Origin of the sequence: Providencia sp. wls1916, assembly GCF_009706585.1 — a bacterium.
Classification (GTDB): Bacteria; Pseudomonadota; Gammaproteobacteria; order Enterobacterales; family Enterobacteriaceae; genus Providencia; species Providencia lanzhouensis.
Genome location: NZ_WLUL01000013.1, coordinates 1 through 20,335, shown reverse-complemented (window position 1 = coordinate 20,335; position 20,335 = coordinate 1). Strand labels below are relative to the sequence as shown.

Genomic DNA, 20,335 nt, shown 5'->3' with positions numbered 1-20,335 from the left:
CTTACAAATAGTGATGGATATATGCGTTTAAAACCAGTCAATGCTTTTATATTATCCCTGTTGGTAAGTCCATTTTGTGTATATGCAAACTTGAATATGGACTTCTTACATGGAGGAGTTCAATCTCAAGCAGCAAGTATTTTTGATGACAGTGTTAAATATCCTGAAGGTCACTATATTGTAGAGGTGATTTTTAATCGCCACCCAATGGGAAAAAAAGAATTAATTATATTAACCAAAGATAGAGAAAATTTTTGTTTAAATACAACATGGATAAATGAGCTTTCATTGCCTATTAATTTATCCTTATTTGAAAATGAATTCGATGCAGAAAGAAACTGCTACAACTTAGGTCATTATCCAGGTGTTAAAATTGACTTTGATAATGCAAAACAGGTTTTGACTTTTAATATTCCACAAGTCGCCTTAGATAACTCAAAAAATCAACAAGAATGGGATTATGGAATACCAGGGATCAAAGTTAACTATTCCGGGTATGTCTCTAAAACAACATCCGCTAATACCCAACTTTATGGGGATTTCGACTTATATTCTAATTTTGGTCGATGGGTAGGCTACGTCCGCAGTAGTTATCTTAAAGATTCAGGAACCGAGACTTCAGAAGCTACCATTTCAACTGCCATGAAGTCTATACAGGGAAGTTTTATTGCCGGTAAAACAATAACATCAATGACGATGTTACCTAACTTTGTGTTTTACGGAATGGCGTTACGTTCAGAAAAAAATATGCGCCCATGGGAAATGCGAGGTTACGCCCCTGTCATTTCAGGTGTGGTCAGTTCGAATGCAAAAATTACTATTTCACAAAATGGATACGTTCTTAGTTCTCAAGTCGTTCCTGCGGGAGCATATCAATTAAATGATATTTCACCCGTCAGTAATGGTGATTTGACCATTACTGTTGAAGAAGATAATGGAACCAAAACCGTGAGATATGTGCCAGTTGCCACACTCCCATCATTATTACGAGCCAATGAGATGGATTACAACCTCGTCATTGGTGAGCGAGAGCTAGCTGGAAAGCGTGAAAGCCACCCATTCCTTTTGGGCGCTCTTGATTATGGATTTACGTATTTTACGTTGCAAACGGCGGGAATTTTACACAGTGATTATCAAAGTGCTGGAATTGGTCTGAGTAAAGAGTTTGGTCAATTTGGTGCGGTCTCTTTTAACGTGAACGCGGCCAACAGTCACTTTCAAAAACAGACTCCCACATCACCTGATGCTAAGCAATCAGGGATAAGTTATATGCTGAAGTATGCCAATTCACTGTCGAATACGACTAACTTACAGCTTTTAACTTACCGTTATACAGGTAAAGAGTACGTTGATTTTAATGAGTTTAACCAAAATGCGCTGTACCAAAGAAGTAATCGTAAAGAGCGCTATGAAACCATTATTTCTCAAAATTTTGATAACAGCTTTATCAGCCTGTCGGGATGGGTACAAACCTACCGTAATCGTATCCGCAATGAAATCGGCGCTAACGTGACTTATAACACAGCCTTCAAAGGTATCGACTTTTCGGTATCCGCTGATTATCAAAAATTAAATGACCATGACCGTGATAATTATGCCATCTCCGTCGGTGTGAATATTCCGTTTAGTGTGTTTGATAAAAACCATTTTTGGACGAACTCTGTGAGCTATGACCGTGATAATAAAGCCAGTTTTAACTCTGGTATCGCAGGGAACATTAATGAAAAAGTGAACTATAGCGTGAATACCAGCAAAGATCGTGATAGCTGGTCAAACTCTGCTTACTTTGGATTTAACCAAGATTGGGTGAATACAGGTGTGGCTATTGCCCAAAACCAGCATCAAACCACAGGCTCTATCAATGCCTCCGGCAGCTTGCTTGCCACGCAACAAACCGGCTTATTTTTAACCAATGTGCGACAAGATACTGTCGCCATCGCCAACATTAAGAATATCGGAAATATTGTTTTTAATGACTCACCGCCTACAGATAGACATGGAAATACCGTAATTGGTGTCTCCCCTTATATTGAAAATAATTTAAAAATCAATACTGAGGAAGTTCCAAACAACGTTGAGTTACTCGATTCTGTACAACGCGTTGTTCCAACAGATAAAGCCATTGTTTATCGCGAGTTCAAATACTCAACCATACATCGATACATTTTGAGACTGAAAAAGAAAAACGGTGAGTTTGTGTCTGCCGGTAGCTCAGCACGAACAGAAAATAACGACTATGTGGGATTTGTCTCCAATGGCGGTGTTTTGCTGTTGAATTTATTAAGTCAGCCTAATGCCATTTTCATTACCTCCTCAAATGATGAGGTATGCACCTTAAATATGAATGGGGTAGAACCCAATGAAAACCAAATCATGGAGATCGAATGCAATGATTAAGCTCATATCCAAACTCGCTATCTTGCCATTTTTGTTAACCTGTTTTAATGCCTATTCCGCATTCACGCTGAATGGCACTCGATTTATCTATGATGAAGGTCGTAAAAATATTGCGGTTGAAGTTAAGAATAATAGCGAAAAAGCCTACGGTGGGCAGGTCTGGATCGATAACCTCAAAGGGGATGATGTTTTCTTTGTTCCTGCACCCAACTTATTTAAAGTCGCAGCCAATGAAAAACAGCTTGTTCGCTTAATTTATATTAATGACATACTGCCAAAAGACAGGGAATCACTGTTTTGGCTGAATGTTCAAGAAATCCCACCAGTTGCCTCTGCGGAAGAGGGCAATGTCCTTGCTGTGGCATTAAATACACAAGTTAAGCTCATTTATCGCCCTAAAATCCTTGCAGAAAGCCGAGAGGATGCAGAAAAAAATATCACATATAGCGGTTCAACACTGAAGAACCCAACACCTTACTACTTTGCACTCACACAAGTTTCCATCAACAACAAACCGCTGTCTTTATCCGCGGATGTTGAACGCTCAATTAGCTTATTCCCGCCTTTCAGCGAGATGGATTTACAGCGCCCGTTATCCGGTAAAGTCACTGTTGAAGCCATTGATGACTACGGCGCTCGACGTGTGATCGAACTGCAATAAGGACATCATCATGGCAAAAAAAGGGTTTTACCTTGGAATATTGATGCTTTTTTTCGCGTTAGATGCCTCTGCGGCAAGATGCCGAAATATATCCATCAAATATTCATTTCCAGCACAAATCGACGTGACGAACAAAAAAGTTGGCGATCAACTCTATACTTTTGGCGCCCCTGGTGTCCCATTAACTTTAGCAGGGCAATGCTTACGTGCTTCAAGTGGTGCGGGGAATACGACAGGTAACTTTATTTATATTGTTGATAAATATGGCGCATCACCAAATGATTGCCCAAATGGTGGAACCGTCGATAAAACCTCATCCGATGGCATTTTAAGATTTCGATCAACAGGAAGCTGTAGTAACAGTGCTTGGATACTGGTTTTAGACTACAAAACCAGTGGAACGGGCTATACCAATTTAGCCAATGCTGGCGGAGGAACAGACTCTGGTACCGTTTACTTACAGAAAAAACCCCCTGTTGGAAAAACGGTTGTAAACCCTACTTACATGTTAACCAGAAAATTCTATTCACGAATTGGTAATAACAGCCGTACGTTAATGACAGAGAGTGTCGCGTTCAGTGCCCCAACATCGATGACCCTCGTCAATAACGCATCATGTGCGGTCTCAGTCAACGATGTGGATTTTGGCAACCAAACTGCAAGTTCAGTTAACGCAAAATCTGTTGCCGGTAAAACCATCAACGTCGCGTTTACCTGTAATGCGGTACTACCCGCCTATACCTTAAGTTTTTCAGGAAAGGATGGTGTCAACAATGCTGCGAATGGAATTATCAATGTGAAAAGTAATCCATCCGTTGGTTATCAATTCACATGGGGCAATAGTGCATTTAAACCTGTAAATAGTGCCGTCGTTATCAATGGCGCCGCTATTGCACCAAACACTAAGCCAACAACAGCAAACTTCACGATCCCAATTACCGTCAAACCCGTTCCGTTAACAACTCAAACGGCAGTGGGGGCAGCTAATACCGCCTTGACCATTAATGTAAAACTAAACTAACAGGATTTTTTATGATCAAGAGATCTCTCTTCCTTTGTACTGCATCGTTATTTTCTATTTATGCTAATGCAACAAGCTTTGCGACCAACGTAACAGGCGGGACAGTCACCTCCAATATTAAGATGACGGTCAAGGCTTCTTGTGCCGCTTCAGTTGCAGATATCGACTTTGGCGAGCAATCTGTCAGTGACATTAAAAATGGCAAAGTGGTTGAAAAACCGATGACGATTGCAATCACTTGTGATGCGACTTTAGCATCTTATACGATGGCATTAACCTCGGCTGATGGCGTTGATTCCACAAAAAGTATTTTGAAGACCAAACAAAATGCCACTATAGGTTATCAGTTGACATGGAAGACCGCTGAAATGGCTGCCATCAATACTCCTGTTTTGGTTGATGGCGTTGCGAAAGCCCCTGTCACGAAACCCACAACACCTAACGTATCCATTCCTATTAACGTAAAACCCGTTTTACTTGGTACGACGGGTTCACCTGGAGCCGCCAGTACAGCATTAAATATTAAGTTAACATTCAACTAGTTGAGGTGACTATGCGCAAATCTATTTTGCTCATCAGCGTATTGATTTTTACGCATATCAATAGCTATGGAGCACTCACCAAACAATCATCCATGGTTGGTCAAGAGCTGGCATCGCAAATTAGGATGAGTGTGAAAATTGCCACTTGCCTGCCAGCAACGATCGATAATATTGCTTTTGGTGCATTAGATAGCGCAACTGTTTTATCTGGCGAAATAGAGGGACATACCACGCTATCATTAGATTGCTCAGGAACCATAGTTCCACAACGTGTTTCACTATTATTTGAACCCGCTACCCCTCATTTAACCATGGGGGCATCTGGCTATATTGGTTCTGTTAACAACACTCTTGGTTATTTAGTCGCATGGGAAGATAGCCAAGTTGGAGACCTTGGCACAGGTGTGCCGATGGGAAAAGAGCTTTTACTTAAAAAACCCACCGCTTCATTAATGAAAGTGAAACTGAAAGTAAAACCTATTGCACTACCCATTGGCAGCAATAGTGTGACTCTAGGCAGTGGGAGCACCCACATTACAATCAAAATAAAATATCTTTAATGTGAGCGAATTGATGAATAAAACACTTCCCTTCTGCTTTCTTTTCATGCTGATGAGTGGCTACCCTTTGCATACCGTTGCCGATGAAATTTTACCCGACACGGTTCTGAGCATCTCGCTAGATATCGTCAATATCACTTGCGATATTAATGATGGGAAAGGCTTCAATAAAATTGTCGATTTCGATGTGATCAATGAAACCGATTTACTTGCAGGAAAACAACCTGCTGTAAAAACGCAATTTATTGTGGATTGCAATAAAAGTGGCTTTAAGCCTAATAACATAGATATTAAAGTTTATCCTGGTGCTCAAGGGGCTCTGAATAATGGTGTTGGTGGTGAGTTGAAAACCAACTTATCTGGTGTTGGAATTTATTTATCTTGGATGGATAAGAGTCCTATTGATTTATCTGGAAAAAACCAACGATTCAGTGCTAATGGTAATAACCAATTTGATATTAGCTTTTTTGCCAAGCCATATGCTCAATCACCAAGTGTCGAAAAAGGTATCATGAAAAGCAGCGTTATTATTAGTGCGCTCTACAAATAATAACGATTACTCACAGTTACCTACGGCGTAATATTTATCAAAAATCACAATGTACTTGCGACTTTTCTTGGTTAAACGTGCATCTTGATACGTTTGATTAGGTAGCAAGTAAAGGACGTAAGGCTCAGTATCATCCTCTGCATCACAATTGTTATGCAAAAGCACTCTAAAGTAGGTATTCCCCGTGTTTTTCAAAATGCCTGCATTTTGGTCGAGCGTATATTTAAAATCAGGCTGTTTGGGTCTCACGACGAAGTACGTTTCTAAACTGACCGTTGGGTAAAACAGCGGCTGTTTACGTTCCTCATGATCATTTTGCATTTCAAGCGGCGTTTCACTAATGATGATTTTGTAATAGCGCTCTTGGTTATCCGCGGTTCCGCGATAAAAAATTTTAAAGAATTCCTGCTCTCCTGGTAATAAAATTTTCTTCAGTGGGGTAAAGATAATTTCCCCATTATGAATGGCTCGCCCTTGTTCATGGCTGCCCGGTTTATCAATTTGATACGCGCTAAAATTATATAAATTGGTCTTTTTCGTATCGTTAATATAGGGCTTAGAAAAAAATTCTTTATCGGACTCCATCGAAGAGATATCCGAATTAATGTAAAGCGCATGAACGCTAGCATTAAACGAAAACAGTGTGCATAGTAATAAGAATTTCAGCAAAGAATTGAGTTTCATAATTAACCTGTTAGCGCTGAAGAATAAGGCGACTGAATACTGAATGAGTCGCCTAAAAAATGGATTAATTTATTGAATATCGGGCCCTGTCCAGATGGCTTTTACTGTCACCGTTCCGCTTGCTGAGACTGTCCCTAGCCAATCAATGCCATCTAACGTGAAGAAAGAATTCGCCTCATTCATTGGGAATAGCAGGTCTAAATTGGTTCGATAAAAGGAACCTAAATCTTCATTTGGTCTTGCCCACGGCGTCTCTTCCCATAGCGCATTTTTGAGGGAAATTTCATTGCTATCGCAACTGGCTCGGTAAGACTCTAAGCTTCCCGTGTGATTTTTAAATGACAAATACGCTGAAAATGGCACTTTGAATTTGTCATCATTTGAGCTAAATAAGCAGTACGATTGCCCTTTTAGCGTGGTGCTTGGACCTTCCACTTTGGCGGTGATTGAATCTGCCTGCCTTGGTCCGCTGGTCGTCACAATATAATTAAATTCAATTGGCGGCTCTTCATTACCCACTTTCCCGGTTTTCGATTGATTCGGGTTAAAGTCGGCAGGGATAATACTGATCCCATAATCTCGAGGTTTAATAATCAGATAGTTCGATGGAGTAAACTCATAGAACCCTGATTGAGGCAGTGGAGATTGAAAAGCAAACGTATAAACACTATCCGCCAAGGTCACGCTCGAGTTAGGAGACGCATCAACAATGGATTTCAAATATGTATTCGATAGGAACACTTCAATAAAATTCGAGCCGTTATTAAATATTTCCGACATATTGGTGGTTGATGACCAGTTAGTCCAACGGGTACTGTTACTCCCTTTATATTGGATTAATGCAGCTCTAGGCGCCGCCGTCAGACCCAATTTTTGGTGATCGATATACATACGGACGGTAAATGACCCACTGATCGATGAACCTTTCGTTTCCAATTCAACGAGCTGACAAATAACGCCAGAAACGTTTCCAACAATTCCCGTAGTACAGAAGTTTGAGCCCAACCCAACCGTTGGGTTGCCGTTACTATCCACGAAGACTTCCTGCAAAGCCCCCGTTCCCTTCAGGATAATATTTCCCTTTTTATTCGTTGGAATATAATGCTGCTGAGTCGAGGTTCGCCCGCCGCTGGTCATACAGGTCGAATTACTCAGGTCATAATCATCTCGACTCGTACAAGTTCTTAAATCAAACGTGTATTCGGTTCCCGGCGGTAATTCTGCAATCCAACGGTAAAATGATTCAGAAAAAATGGGTCTAGAGTATCCGGACTCTCCTGGTGTTCCTGTTTGCTGAATTTTATATGCACCATTATCCCGAAGTTGTTGAGCTGACCAATAGGATGTCGCAGGACAATTTCGGTTGTTTGTCATACAACGGTTCCCCACAAATGGTTGGTTTACAGGGGAGTTTTCTAGCCAAATATCCCCTATATTATAGGTCGAGCTAAAAGGGGTACCGGTATACCCCATATAGCCTAAGCTTAATTGGCTATTTCGTTGATATTTAGTAAAAACGTTGGATCCAGAAAAGCGAGGGTCAACCCTGTTGGCAACGATAAAAAATTCGTTATCAATCTGGTTCTCAACAATGACGTATTCCTGCAATGGTGCTGTCGCTGCCAATGCATTTGACGTGAGTACCGCCAGTGAAAAACAGAGTGCTGATGTCGATAATACTCGCATGTTTTATTAACCTTAAAATTGAGAGTTAGCGTTTTGCTAATGCTTCTTGAGGCTCACAAGTCACCTCACCGACCCATAAAGCACCGCGTGCGCCTTGTAGGTTTAAATCGGCTTCGCAGATCGTTTTCTCATCTTCTTGCAATAACGAAATTACGGGATAGCGCACATCAACGTCCATGGAGAACTCCCCATTTTTATCGGTTTTTGTTCGCCCTATATGGTTACGAATCGAGGCATATTTTATGTATTCACCATCTGGTGATTTAAGCCGTCCAAACACCGTGACCAACTGACGAACCTCAGGTTGATAAAACGCGATATTGCCGGGATACAGCGTGACGGATTTATTGCGTCCAGAGACAATGTCAAAACTGTCTTTTGATTTCCCGTCATTCATTAACTGGATGTCGTAATCTGAATACGGTGACAATGGAATAAAGGTATTTTTTCCGCTGATTGGGTAGTTTTGCCCATTCACCTTCGCCACCATGCTACCGGCGCCTTGAATCTCAGAATTAATAATTACCCCTGATTTTCCTTGATTGCCGCTTGGTGTGATCATTCCATTGCTGTAAGCCACCGATCCGCGAGAGGTTAAGTTACCATTCAGTCGGTCGCTATCCGGTCGGTTAATCGTGACGGTACCCGAGTTATATTTCATGTCATAAGAGGCGTAAGCCAGCGTCGAAAAATCTGATTCGCCATTATCTTTGTCACGCACTAACTTAGAGACTGAAATTCCCGCATTGGTGATCGGCGAGTTTTCAAAACTCTTGTTGGCATAAATATTGGCTTTCATATTGCCGTTCGTGGAAGAAACGCCCGTGCTTAACCACGTAGACAGCGGTAATGAGAAATCCAGATTCACATATTTTTCGTTGGTACTGTTTTGATTGTCATAGTGATAACGCTGCACACCGGCTCTGAGTCCAACTGTTCCATAGCGTCCAGAAAACAGCGTATTTGCATATTCGTAGTTAATTGAATCACTGCCTACGCGACGGTCTTTGGTATTACTGATCGTGAATGAACCCGCCCTATCAATAATCTTGTCGAAGTTAACTGTTGCGCCATAGGAATAGTTATCCGCATCGTAAAGCGGTAAATCCCCTTCGACCACCGTTCGCTCTCGTGATGCCCAAAAGGAACCATAGCCTTCAGGAATACTGACAGAAATTGTCCCAATGTTGCGATGGCTGCCGTGGTTTTCCAGCATGCCCTGCCAAGAAACCGAAATGTAGTTATTAATCGACGCGTTGATGCTCGTTTCTTGAACTAGGAATTTATCAAAACCATAGTTTGACATCTGGAAGCGTATCCCCGACAGCACGGGGAAGTTATAGGCGAATGACGCGCCCGCTAAATAACTTTTCTCTGGAGCTTGGCTATGACGATCTTCACCACGGACATAATTCCTTTTATCGAAATCAACATAACCCCCGTACATTTCCCAATTCAGTTTGTCGAAGTTTCCTCCGATTGCCCCTAAGGATTTATTGATGGTTTGATTTTGAGTGGTGACCACTTTCCCATCAACAACCGTTTCGATAGTGACGTCATAAATACCAAAAGGCAGTGTACTGGTGTCTACCTCAAAGTTACCCATTGGGAAGTTTTGGATGTTAAGAAGCTTACCTTGACGATAAATACGAACTTCGCCAGGGCTATTTAAGAAGGCATAAATAGGGGTCAGTGACTGCTGTTTATTATTGACCACACTCGCGGAGTTATTCCCGATAGTGACCGCATAAATTTTGCTGCTACTCAACGCAGTTAAGCTCGCAATGGATTGTAAATTCCACGTACTCATTAAACCCAATGCGACACGCAGCCCATTAAAGTCACGCTCATACATCGCTCGGTATAATTCAACACTTGCATTGGATTTACCGATGCTATAAGCCGATGCATTAATATTAAAATGGTGCTCTGCTGCGGCAAATAACGCGTCTAAATTGAAATAGCTACTGGAGCTATTTTTTGCATTTTTTACCTGACTTTGGAATACACCTAAATCATAGTTTGCCACTGCTGAAAGTGAATTAACGGATGAATCACCTAATACAGAATGCCTTGCGTGAGTTTTCGGTGTAAATGCAGATTTATCAACATCTAATGATAAATTGAATGACGAAATATTTAATTTCAGCACTGCATTATTGTCGATAACAATACCATTGTTATCATCAAAAATGGCATCTTGTTTATTTTCAATTTTATCAACTAACAAACTATTCAGTTGTGGACCTTGCGTACTGTCAATGAGGTGAATACTCGATAACTTAATTTTACCTTGGTCAATGACAATAACTGCATCCGCGATTTTATCTTCGCTTTGGTTTTTTTTAGCATCATCACTTAATCGTAGAAAAACAGGCACAGACATTCCTTCTTCCAATGCACTCACAAATGCCGGAGGAATAATGTAACCACCAATTTTAATACTCTTCATCTCACTAGCATGAATGGTGTTTGAAAAAAAAATGCTTAATATTGATAAAGCAATAACACTCTTACGCATGATTAAAGTCCGTTATTAATTATTTGACGACAATGAAATCTCCTTTGTGCCAAATACCTACGCTAGATTTTTTATTATTAAGATCGACAAACTGTAGTTTCACAGCTAAATGTGGCATGAGGTAATAACGTTCACGACAAATACCATCCACGCTATATTTTTGTTTTTCAGGTAAACATGGCCCTGATGCCACCACACGAAATGAACTATTCCCTATATTGGAAACTTGAGAGTTTGCATATTGGTAATTAAATTTTTCAATCCTTGGTGCAACAACCAAGATGGTGCTAATGGTCGCTGACGTTGTCGCTGAGGCAGATTTTGCACTTTTTGTTACACCGCTTTCGCCAATAGGGTCATCTTTCCAATTTAATCGGTAATAACGTTCTTTATCGTCTTTGGGACCTTGATAAATAATTTTAAAAACATCTTTTGCTTGCCCCGGCAAAATCAGATTAGCGGGGGTTGATAATATTTCGTTCGGATCCGTAACGGGAATGACTTTTCCATTCTCAAGTGGCGAATCTATTTTCTCGATAGTTAAATTAACGAGCCTTGCCGTATTAACTGTATTTTCAATTTCTTTTGCTAATGAGTCTTCATCTGACGATATGATTTCAGTAATATTACCTACATTAACCGCCAAGCTCATTTTTAGTGGGAGAATAGATAATAAAGCTAATGCTAGTGTTATTTTTTTCATAATTATTAATTTTAAAAAAGATAACGATAAAGATAATATTTCCCTATAGTATCTTTATCGTGAAAATTAGTTATTCACTAAGCGTAAATAATCAATTAAGGAGCTGGTGTGAAAGTACCATCCCAAGTTGCAGTGAACTGAACTTTAACATCACCATCCCATGAACCGTCGGTCAGTGCTTTGAAGTCTGTCGCTGCACCAGCCGCTTCCGCGCTAGCGATAACGAAGGTGAACTCACCACGGTCAGTTGCACGCTCTGAACCATTGTAGATACCATCTGCAGCTAAGTTATCTAAACCTGATGTTAAGCCTTTTGAAGTATCGATTAACACAGTGTCAGTCGTTTTATTCAGATCTTCACCATTCCATTTAACGCCAACAGTTAATTTAGAATCATCTGTTGTTCTCGCTAAAGTGTTAGAAATGATTTTTGATGCTAATTTAAAATCTGTTGCACCTGATTGACCTTGAATAGCGATATCAAATGCGCCATTTTGTTGGTTAAAGCTTTTCTGACCTTCTGCATAGTTAAATGTTAAGCTTTTTAATGGCGTAACAACCAGCATACTTGTCGTATCTTTAATTGCGGTCGCTTGCCATGTTGCTGTCGCTTGAGCAGTACGAGTGTCAGCATTAGCAACTGTAGCAAAGGAAGCAGCAATAATTGTTGATAGCAAAACAGATGCCATTTTTTTATTTAACATGTTGTTCTCTCTATTTAATATCCATGAAGAAAAATTTAATTGCATAGCATAAAAAACACATTCATTGTGTGTTTTATAAAAAACAATCGAATTTCCCAGAGAATATGCTTAATAAAATAACCAGAATTAACTGATTATTTTATTTCTAATTTAAGAGGAAAAATTAGCAGTTATTTATGATGGTTTTTGTTGAGTAATTTCCCCAGGAAATATATTTACTCGCACTTCCTTTATTACCCATTCTTTTTTCAGAGTCAGTATCTTTTTCGACATATTTAATGACATCGACCCATCGTTTATCTAGAATATTTAAAAAAACATCTAGCTGATCTAAAGTAATCGCAGTGATTCCCATTTCATATCTTGATATCTGTTGCTGGCTGATTCCTATTAATTTCGCCAGTTGCTTTCCCGTCATGTTCTTTTCTTTACGTGATTTTCTTAAAAAAGCTCCCACCTGACCACTAATTATATTAGATTTCATTAACCACACTCCAATATAAAGAAACAATTTATTTAATTTCCATTAATAATAAATACATTAAAATAAGAGTAAAAACGTTTATACCGATCGAACAAGATTATTTTGATAGGTATCACCTATCAAATAGTAATTTATTGATCGTCGGGCTTTATTAAAATACAACGAGTGCGAGTACACCTAATATGATAAGCAGAATTAACTAACTGATATATATTAAATAAAGCGTTGTTCAATTTATTTAATATATTTTTTATTTTTTTAAAATAAAATTTACGTGGGAGGAGTAAAACCCTATAAAAACGAGATAAAATACATCATTTATTACAACAAATTACAATTTGAAACAGCTAAATTGTTTTTTGCAAAATAAAAAACTCATGAGATGAGTAATATACCAATATAAAAATATATTTCTACAGCTTAATTCGTTATTCCGCAATAATTTTCATTTAGATTACCAACTTAACAACAACCAACTCGCATCATAATATTTACAATCCAGATTGTATGCCATAAAGGCGCTATAAATTGGACGTATCAGAATGCAGTTCGCGCATATATTAATACATCTTGCTTAATATGTAGCGTTTGCTTATTAAAAATATTCTCTTTTTAGATCATTTGTTGATTTTTTATTCAAATTTAGGAAAGGGTATCGCAAATAGTGCTGGAAAAGCATTGCCTCTAAATGAGAGGCAATGGAGTTGGAGGATTTTTTAGTTCAGTCGAAAGCTATTTAACACCTTTAAGCTGTTTCATGGTTTCATCCACGTCAATCTCATCTTCAGAGAACGTTAATGTTGTTCCATGCTGGGTTTCAATAATTAGCTTTTTCAGTGCTCGAGTTGCCCCCGGCTTAATATTCGTTTTAGGTTTAATGCTGTTCATTAATGCACCAATCGATAACACGGTATTTTCTTTATCAATACGTGTATCTGCCGGAACATCTTCATAATAGATACGGAATGATTTGATAGCCGTCAGCTTAATGCGCTCACCAGCAATATAGATATATTTGCTTTCAGGGATCACTTTAACCGCAAAGGCGGATAAACCTTTATTATTTGTGGTTGGCTCAAACGTAACCGCCGCCCCTTTTTTAATCAGTTCTGGGTTGGCAACTTTAATCACATGAAAATAACGGTTATCCCCGTTTTCATCTTTGAGAAACCCAAAACCTTTATCTTCAAACCACGTTGTGATTGTTCCGTTCATTGCCATACCACCTTCTATATTGACTCAATTTCACAGCGCGCAGTATAAAACACAATGCCTGCCCAGACTACGCCTTTAGTTTTACACACCCAATAACATTATCGTCAGATAGCGCAAAATTGGGTATTATCCATAGCCACTTTTTATCTGGATAACCTGATGTCGACGATTATTGATACCTTTATTGCGCCCCCTTGCCATGATGACATTGAAATCATTGAGCAGGATGAGCACCTTATTATTATCAATAAACCTTCAGGGCTACTGAGCCTCTCTGGAAAGAATCCACAAAATCTCGATTCAGTACATTACCGGCTCGTTCAATTGTTCCCTGAATGCACCCTAGTGCACCGCCTTGATTTTGGTACTTCTGGTGTCATGGTCGTGGCTCGCAATAAAGCCATAAATGCAGAGTTATGCCGACAGTTTAGCCAGCGAACCGTGACGAAAGCCTACAGTGCGTTACTGTGTGGGCATGTGGAAAATGATCATGGTGTGATAGATGCGCCGATAGCCAAAGATCCGGCTTTATTTCCCCGAATGTCGATTTGCGTGACTCACGGTAAACCGGCACGTTCCAATTATCAGGTAATTGAGCGGTTTTATCGTGAGCTAGACGATGGACGTAAGTTGCCACTGACGAGGGTGAAATTTATCCCAGAAACAGGACGAACCCATCAGCTGCGCATTCACAGCCAACTTTTCGGTCATCCTATTTTGGGATGCGATCTGTATGGAGGCTTACTGCTTGCAGATATTGAACCTGCGCCGAGACTGATGCTGCATGCCAGTGAATTGAATTTTATTCATCCGATAACTGGAAAATCCATTCACGCACGCAGCAAAAGCCCGTTCTAAACAACTACCACATTAAATCGTCAGGAATTTTAAAATCTGCGTACGGATCGTCTTCATCCTGCTCTTCCTGACTCAAGGCGTTATTTAATACGATGCTGCTTTCATCACGTTGAGCGATTTTATCCGCCACACTCGCAGGAATAATTGCGTAAGTGCTCATTTCTGGATTGTCAGTCGCTAAACGCGCAATAGCGAGACGGCCGCTAATAAGTTGGTTTTGTGTTGTTTTGTCGACGGTCACTTGCTTGATGAGGTTATTATCTGTGAAGTTAAAGCTGATATCGCCTTTCGCCACGTCAATTTTGTTCATCTCAATCAGCTGCTTCACCTGAGCTTTATACTCTTTCGTCAGTGCCGCTTGTTTTTGTTGATCGCTCAGTTGCTTATCGCGCTCAAGCTGCGCTTTTTTATTCTCTTCTACCGCTTCTCTGGCTTCTCTAGCCTGCACGCGTGATTTCTTCGCTGTGCGCTGTACTTTCGCCATTTTTTTACTGGTGACGAGTCCCGCTTGGAGCATTTGCTCTTGTAAGGTAAGTTTTGCCATGTGGGTATCTAAGCCTGTTGAATGAAATTGGAGAGATTATACCTGCAAATTCGATTTCTTTTCGGTTACTTTTGCGATTCTTGCTTGATGAGTGATGGAAACATCATGTCATCAATTCCCATCAAAAAATGTCGGTATGACCAACAATAATCTGAATTTGTTTCAACCCCATAAATAAAACCCGCGTCTTAAATGAATGTGTCATTTTCAATACATCTTAAAGTGATCTGAATCACAAACATCAACAACTTAAGTCAAATTCAATGTCATTAAATGTAATCGAAATAACATTTCGACATATTTTGTATATTTCATTTTTTGAATTCATAATTGTTACTAAGCATGTCTTGAATAATGCATAGCCTATACATCTGAATTTTATTGTTATTTTTATATTCCTCATTGTTATGCATTCATATTCTTTGATTTTTTAAAATGTAACTATGAAAATATATTTTTAACGACATATAAATCTAAAATTACCTACAAAAAAAGAATTATAATAGAATTTATCGCTACCATATTAAGCCGCATTAAGCCATATTACGAGTAAGGATATCGTAACCTTTTGTAATTTATTTATTTTAACAAACTCACATTGAGGATAATGTGTAAATCATGCTTTGGTTGGAAATATTGTCAAATTTCACCCTATTGTTTTTTACTCTTAATTTGTTTAAAAATAAAAACAGATATGTGCTTACGCATTTGTTTTATTTAATATGTTTTGAAATTGATTCTTATTTAAGGTTTATGATGAGTTTGAAAAAAATAGAGAGAATTACAGAATCATTTTCTCAAGCTATCGCAGATGAAATTGCAAGCTTAAGAAGGAAAAAATTATTATCAGGTAGACAATTAGGCTCACTCATTGGAGTTTCCCAACAACAAATTTCACGCTATGAAAATGGTATCTGTGAAATAACTTTATCTACCTTATGTCTTTTACTTCATTATTTGGGTGTATCTTTAGAATCGTTCTTCTTCTTTGTTTCTGAACGCATAGAAGCCAAGGAACCAGAGCTTTACGATGAGTTTAATTTATTATTTGAGCAACATGGCGCTCTAATTTCAAAATAAATAACAGTGAATTAATAACACTAAATTTAGCGTTTAATTTAAAATCACTTAAATTAAAACTTATTATCATTCATTCTCAATTAAAAAAATAATTAATTGAAATTAATGTTTTTTAATCTATAAAAAAACAATTTTAAAAACCCACTCCATATGGGTATTTTCCATTTGTTTTAATCAATACTTCTAGAATAGCTTTATTTAAAGCTATTTATTGTTTTTTTATTAAAGAAATTAAATCAGTGAAAAATCATTGTAGATGCGCTTGCTGTTAGTTTAATGAGCGCATCTGTTTTTACTGTGAATGTGGGTAAAGATATCACCACTTTCACAGATTTCTTGAAGTATGTTTTATTTCGTTTTTTATATATAAAGGAATTTCAATATGGCTTTTAAAAAATTAGCGTTAACAACATTATTTGCTGGCGCTTCCTGTGTAAGTTTAAATGCAATGGCAGCACCTTCTGCAGAAGTGACTCTGCAAGGGATCCTAACCAACACCACCTGTGATGTCACCATCAATGGCGGTAAATCAGTCTTAAACGTGGGTGTCTTAAAAACCTCTGTGGGTGCAGGTTCAGACTTTACCGCAGTCAATGCAATGTCCTCTACAACCGTTGATATGCCAGTGACTTTAGTCGGTTGCACCAAGGGTGAAAAGGGCAACTTGATCATTCAAGGGATTACTTCCGTAGGTAACAACGAACGTAACCTCTTTGTTTCTGACGATTCGAAAACCGTTGGTTTTATGATTGAAAACGAAGCGAATAAAACTGTCACTAATGGCGAAAAAATCGCATTTGGTATTGGTGCAGAAAATACTGACGCGCAATACACCTTCAAAGTTGGTATGGCAACAACAACAGATGCACCTGAAGCAGGTTCCTACAGCGCACCCATCTTAGTGGCTTATATCGTTGACTAATTCGATTTAATTAACTCAGTCGATTGAGGTAAGGCGGGCTCCGTCTTACCTATATTCTGCCACGAAAACTATGAGGATAGACAAATGCGAAATAACCGACTAATGCAAGGGATCTGCGGTGGCTTGCTATTGCTATCAGGTTCATCGATAGCCGGGATCGCTATCGATACCACTCGAATTATCTTTTCAGAAAGTGATAACACCACCGGAAAAAGCGTAGGGATTACCAGTTCAAGCCAGTCACTCACGCCTTATCTGGTCAAAACACAAATGTTGCGTGACCCCTATGGCGATCAAGGAGAAACCCCTTTTGTGGTGACGCCCTCCTTATTCCGCTTAGAAAAAGGGTCGACCAATCAAGTCCGTATAATGAAAAACAGTGTGGCGCTCCCGCAAGATAAAGAATCTGTTTTTTATTTTCGTACCATCGCCATGCCGACCAGCGAAAAAGGATTGAATGCCCCACAAAATCATATTGATGGTGCCGTACAAGTGTCGACGGGAAACATCATTAAGCTGTTTTATCGCCCGAATCAGTTAGGCATGACCCAGCCACAAGCCATGAAATCGCTGAAATTTTCGAGTGTAAATAATGGGGTTCAAGTGTCCAATCCGTCCCCGTACTACATCACCTTAGACAGCGTAAAAATTGCCAATAAGCCCGTTTCTCTGAGTACCAAAAAGGGAAATAACATGATTGCGCCGTTTAGCAGCATCACCTATTCCCATGTTCAACGACAAGGCTCGGTTGAATGGAAAGCCATTAATGACTATGGCGGAAAGGACGAGTTTCATGCGCAAATTCAATAAATTACTTATTGCTTCTTTTGTCATATTGCTTAACGGATGGCACATGGCACAGGCGGAGAATACCGAGATTAGAGCGCTCATTACCGATGATGTTGGGTGCGAAATTCGCATTCCCAACTCATTGCAATTTACCCCGATGCGCACATCCGATTTTCAAGGCGCGATAACCACACATCAAATTAAGCCCTTGAAAGCGCAATTTATCTGTGTGGATAAAACGGGAAATCTCACCCCCAAGATTACGTTACAGGGAAATACCCCCTATAACGAAAGCACCATTTTCTTGGATGGAACCCCAAATAGCACAGGGTTTATGTTACGCCTCAGTGATGGCACGCCGCTCTCCCTGAGTGATTTTTATGACACAAGCAAAGCCTTTAAACGCGGTGAACAGATTGCCTTAACGCCACTGACCAAAGAGAACCATCACCAAACTGAAGAGACTTTTCTCGTGGGTTTAGTGGGGCCCGTGGATGGGGAAGCCATTCCTGGTGAATTCTCAGCCTCATTGACGTTTAACCTTATTTTTCAGTAAGACCTAAAAATAGGAAATCATCATGACACTGACTCAAAAGTCACTCTATTCCCTGCTCATCCCCACTGCATTGTATGCGGCAAGTCTGGGGCAATCCGCGATAGCGGCAACCTCGGCCACCACTAAAATCAGTGCCAGCATTGTCGGTGGTGGCTGCCAAATTACCGCGCCCTCAACTGTTTCGATTCGTAACGGGGATCTTATTCCTGCTGAAGAGATCACCACCAGTGATATCAGCGAAACCTTTGACCTCACCATTCTTGGCTGTAAAGGTTACGGGTTAACCCCCTCGATAACCCTCGAAGGGGACACCGATAGTGCCTCCGGTGAAGCGCTGTTTGTGAGTCCCGGCAGCACCAGTACAGGCTATGGCATTTTATTGTCGACGGCTGGCAATACTAACTTCGAAGGTAGTGACAACCTGGCAACGGATAAAAAAATCACGGCTCTCACCACCAAAGAATGGAATAAAACCTTTGCCAGCACATTGAATGGAACCATCCCACTGAAGGCAACCGTCAGTTGTGGAACCTGTACTGCCAATAACTTACAAGGCGGCGAGTTAACCGCCTCATTAACATTTAATTTTTTCTATCACTGATTTTGAAGGCCGTTAATAACAATGATACGAAAACTGTCTTTCTTTAGCGTGATTGTAGGGTTGCTATTACCAGCCAGTGAATTACAGGCAGGCAGTGCCTCAACCACCCTCTCCTTTTCCGCCTTTTTTTATGGTGGTAGCTGCGATGTGACGGTGCCAAATACCGTCACGTATAACAATGGCGCACCACTGCCCTACGATGAAATTCTGAAAAATCCGCAACGTAGCGGATTCACGTTAACCCTCTCAGGGTGCCAGGGCTATTTTTTAACACCCAGAATTGCGGTCAAAGGGAACACGTTCACCGCAGATAACAATGAATCGCTGTATGCCGATGCATCCAGCACCGCAAAAGGCTATGGCGTCAGGCTATCCACCCCCGGAAATACGCTTTTTAATGCCAATGACAATACTGCGAAACCCGGCAATGAGGTGATCACCATCAAGACATGGCCATCGGATGGAACCAGCGATGTCGCAAGATTAAACAGCTCGCTTGATTTTACTGCTGTGCTTGCCTGCGGCACCTGCACGGCCAGTGACAATTTGCAAAACGGTGAACTTATCGCAACCGTCACGTTTAGCTTCGTATATGACTAATTGGGTAATCAGTATGTTTTCGAATCGTTTTTCTTACTCTCACACGCTTATTATTGTATTGATATGGGGTGTTTTTTCAGCCTTGGCTTCCGCTACTGAAGGCGGTTTACGCTTGGCTCAAACGCGTGTCGTGTTCGATGCGGCAAACCCAAATGCCAGAATTGCTATTAAAAACAGCAGCCCGCAGGTCTACTTAATCAAAGCTGACGTCCTCAATACGCCAGAGGGGAATGCCCACAAACCCGCGCCCCCGTTTATTGTGACACCACCCATGTCTCGCTTAGAAAAAGAGAGCCAAAATACGCTGCTCATTGTGCGTAATGGTACCGCAGAGCTGCCGACAGACCGAGAATCCGTGTTTTATTTAAGCTTATTAGCGATCCCTTCCACCACAAAAGCGAATGCCCCCGAAGGTGAGATGACCAGTGCGCAAGTTTCGGTGGGGATCCGCAACGTTATCAAACTGTTTTATCGCCCGAAAGGGTTACCCATGAGCGTCGAAACCGCCTCAAGCCAACTGGTTTTTCGCCAGCAAGGTCAACAGCTCGAAGTCAGTAACCCAACGCCGTATTACATAACCTTGGCACAATTGAGTGTGGATCAGCACCCCATTGATGTACGAGAACTGGACCCTATGATTGCCCCCTTCTCCACCCA

The 20,335-nt window shown here is 40.3% G+C and carries 22 protein-coding genes; 14 read left to right on the top strand and 8 right to left on the bottom strand.

What is annotated here, in order from left to right; all coding sequences use genetic code 11:
- Positions 1–21 precede the first annotated feature (21 nt).
- Genes pefC through GKR61_RS08205 form a run of 6 tightly spaced genes read left to right on the top strand, consistent with a single transcriptional unit; the run spans position 22 to position 5,731 of the window.
- Entirely contained in the window at positions 22–2,397 is a 2,376-nt protein-coding gene (gene pefC / locus GKR61_RS08230) for a PefC/AfrB family outer membrane usher protein (protein ID WP_154639721.1), read from the top strand.
- On the top strand, positions 2,390–3,058 hold the full coding sequence (locus GKR61_RS08225) for a fimbrial chaperone (protein ID WP_154599831.1): 669 nt from the start codon (positions 2,390–2,392) through the stop codon (positions 3,056–3,058). The genes pefC and GKR61_RS08225 overlap by 8 nt, the downstream gene beginning before the upstream one ends.
- Positions 3,059–3,068: 10 nt before the next feature.
- Positions 3,069–4,079, top strand: coding sequence for a fimbrial protein (locus GKR61_RS08220; RefSeq protein ID WP_154609626.1), 1,011 nt, complete (start codon positions 3,069–3,071; stop codon positions 4,077–4,079).
- An 11-nt stretch (positions 4,080–4,090) separates the two neighbouring features.
- Positions 4,091–4,621, top strand: a complete 531-nt coding sequence (locus GKR61_RS08215) for a spore coat protein U domain-containing protein (RefSeq protein WP_154599829.1) — start codon at positions 4,091–4,093, stop codon at positions 4,619–4,621.
- An 11-nt stretch (positions 4,622–4,632) separates the two neighbouring features.
- Positions 4,633–5,181, top strand: a complete 549-nt coding sequence (locus GKR61_RS08210) for a hypothetical protein (protein ID WP_036950378.1) — start codon at positions 4,633–4,635, stop codon at positions 5,179–5,181.
- Positions 5,182–5,194: 13 nt separating this feature from the next.
- A complete protein-coding gene (locus GKR61_RS08205; RefSeq protein WP_108478647.1) occupies positions 5,195–5,731 on the top strand; it encodes a fimbrial protein in 537 nt (178 codons plus the stop codon).
- 6 nt (positions 5,732–5,737) lie between these two features.
- On the opposite strand, the gene GKR61_RS08200 is transcribed toward GKR61_RS08205, so the two are convergent.
- From GKR61_RS08200 to GKR61_RS08170, 7 genes are all read right to left on the bottom strand, one after another.
- A complete protein-coding gene (locus GKR61_RS08200; protein WP_154599828.1) occupies positions 5,738–6,415 on the bottom strand; it encodes a fimbrial protein in 678 nt (225 codons plus the stop codon).
- A gap of 69 nt (positions 6,416–6,484) precedes the next feature.
- The gene (locus tag GKR61_RS08195; RefSeq protein WP_108478645.1) at positions 6,485–8,101 is read right to left on the bottom strand and encodes a fimbrial protein; all 1,617 of its coding nucleotides are present in this window, start codon (positions 8,099–8,101) and stop codon (positions 6,485–6,487) included.
- 25 nt (positions 8,102–8,126) lie between these two features.
- Complete coding sequence (locus tag GKR61_RS08190) at positions 8,127–10,622, bottom strand: TcfC E-set like domain-containing protein (protein ID WP_154599827.1); 2,496 nt, start codon at positions 10,620–10,622, stop codon at positions 8,127–8,129.
- Between the two features lie 19 nt (positions 10,623–10,641).
- Positions 10,642–11,325, bottom strand: a complete 684-nt coding sequence (locus GKR61_RS08185) for a hypothetical protein (RefSeq protein ID WP_036950370.1) — start codon at positions 11,323–11,325, stop codon at positions 10,642–10,644.
- 95 nt (positions 11,326–11,420) lie between these two features.
- A complete protein-coding gene (gene ecpA, locus GKR61_RS08180; protein WP_108478643.1) occupies positions 11,421–12,029 on the bottom strand; it encodes a common pilus major fimbrillin subunit EcpA in 609 nt (202 codons plus the stop codon).
- A 163-nt stretch (positions 12,030–12,192) separates the two neighbouring features.
- Positions 12,193–12,513, bottom strand: a complete 321-nt coding sequence (locus GKR61_RS08175; protein ID WP_036950366.1) for a helix-turn-helix domain-containing protein — start codon at positions 12,511–12,513, stop codon at positions 12,193–12,195.
- 732 nt (positions 12,514–13,245) lie between these two features.
- Positions 13,246–13,728: a cold-shock protein gene (locus GKR61_RS08170; protein ID WP_181477794.1), complete on the bottom strand. Its 483-nt coding sequence runs from the start codon at positions 13,726–13,728 to the stop codon at positions 13,246–13,248.
- Positions 13,729–13,887: 159 nt separating this feature from the next.
- Between GKR61_RS08170 and GKR61_RS08165 the strand changes: the two genes are divergently transcribed.
- A complete protein-coding gene (locus GKR61_RS08165) occupies positions 13,888–14,586 on the top strand; it encodes an RluA family pseudouridine synthase (RefSeq protein WP_036950362.1) in 699 nt (232 codons plus the stop codon).
- 4 nt (positions 14,587–14,590) lie between these two features.
- Here the strand turns inward: GKR61_RS08165 and GKR61_RS08160 are convergent, their stop codons facing one another.
- On the bottom strand, positions 14,591–15,130 hold the full coding sequence (locus GKR61_RS08160; protein WP_036950360.1) for a DUF2058 domain-containing protein: 540 nt from the start codon (positions 15,128–15,130) through the stop codon (positions 14,591–14,593).
- A gap of 618 nt (positions 15,131–15,748) precedes the next feature.
- Between GKR61_RS08160 and GKR61_RS08155 the strand changes: the two genes are divergently transcribed.
- From GKR61_RS08155 to GKR61_RS08125, 7 genes are all read left to right on the top strand, one after another.
- Complete coding sequence (locus tag GKR61_RS08155) at positions 15,749–16,210, top strand: helix-turn-helix domain-containing protein (RefSeq protein WP_230082482.1); 462 nt, start codon at positions 15,749–15,751, stop codon at positions 16,208–16,210.
- A gap of 382 nt (positions 16,211–16,592) precedes the next feature.
- Entirely contained in the window at positions 16,593–17,132 is a 540-nt protein-coding gene (locus GKR61_RS08150) for a hypothetical protein (RefSeq protein ID WP_036983819.1), read from the top strand.
- Positions 17,133–17,216: 84 nt separating this feature from the next.
- Entirely contained in the window at positions 17,217–17,942 is a 726-nt protein-coding gene (locus GKR61_RS08145; RefSeq protein ID WP_154639720.1) for a fimbrial biogenesis chaperone, read from the top strand.
- Between the two features lie 43 nt (positions 17,943–17,985).
- Complete coding sequence (locus GKR61_RS08140) at positions 17,986–18,477, top strand: fimbrial protein (RefSeq protein ID WP_230083141.1); 492 nt, start codon at positions 17,986–17,988, stop codon at positions 18,475–18,477.
- 22 nt (positions 18,478–18,499) lie between these two features.
- Positions 18,500–19,078, top strand: coding sequence for a fimbrial protein (locus GKR61_RS17950; RefSeq protein ID WP_154599752.1), 579 nt, complete (start codon positions 18,500–18,502; stop codon positions 19,076–19,078).
- 21 nt (positions 19,079–19,099) lie between these two features.
- Complete coding sequence (locus GKR61_RS17945; RefSeq protein WP_108479723.1) at positions 19,100–19,678, top strand: fimbrial protein; 579 nt, start codon at positions 19,100–19,102, stop codon at positions 19,676–19,678.
- 13 nt (positions 19,679–19,691) lie between these two features.
- A partial coding sequence (locus GKR61_RS08125) for a fimbrial biogenesis chaperone (RefSeq protein ID WP_230083140.1) occupies positions 19,692–20,335 on the top strand: 644 nt, incomplete at its 3' end.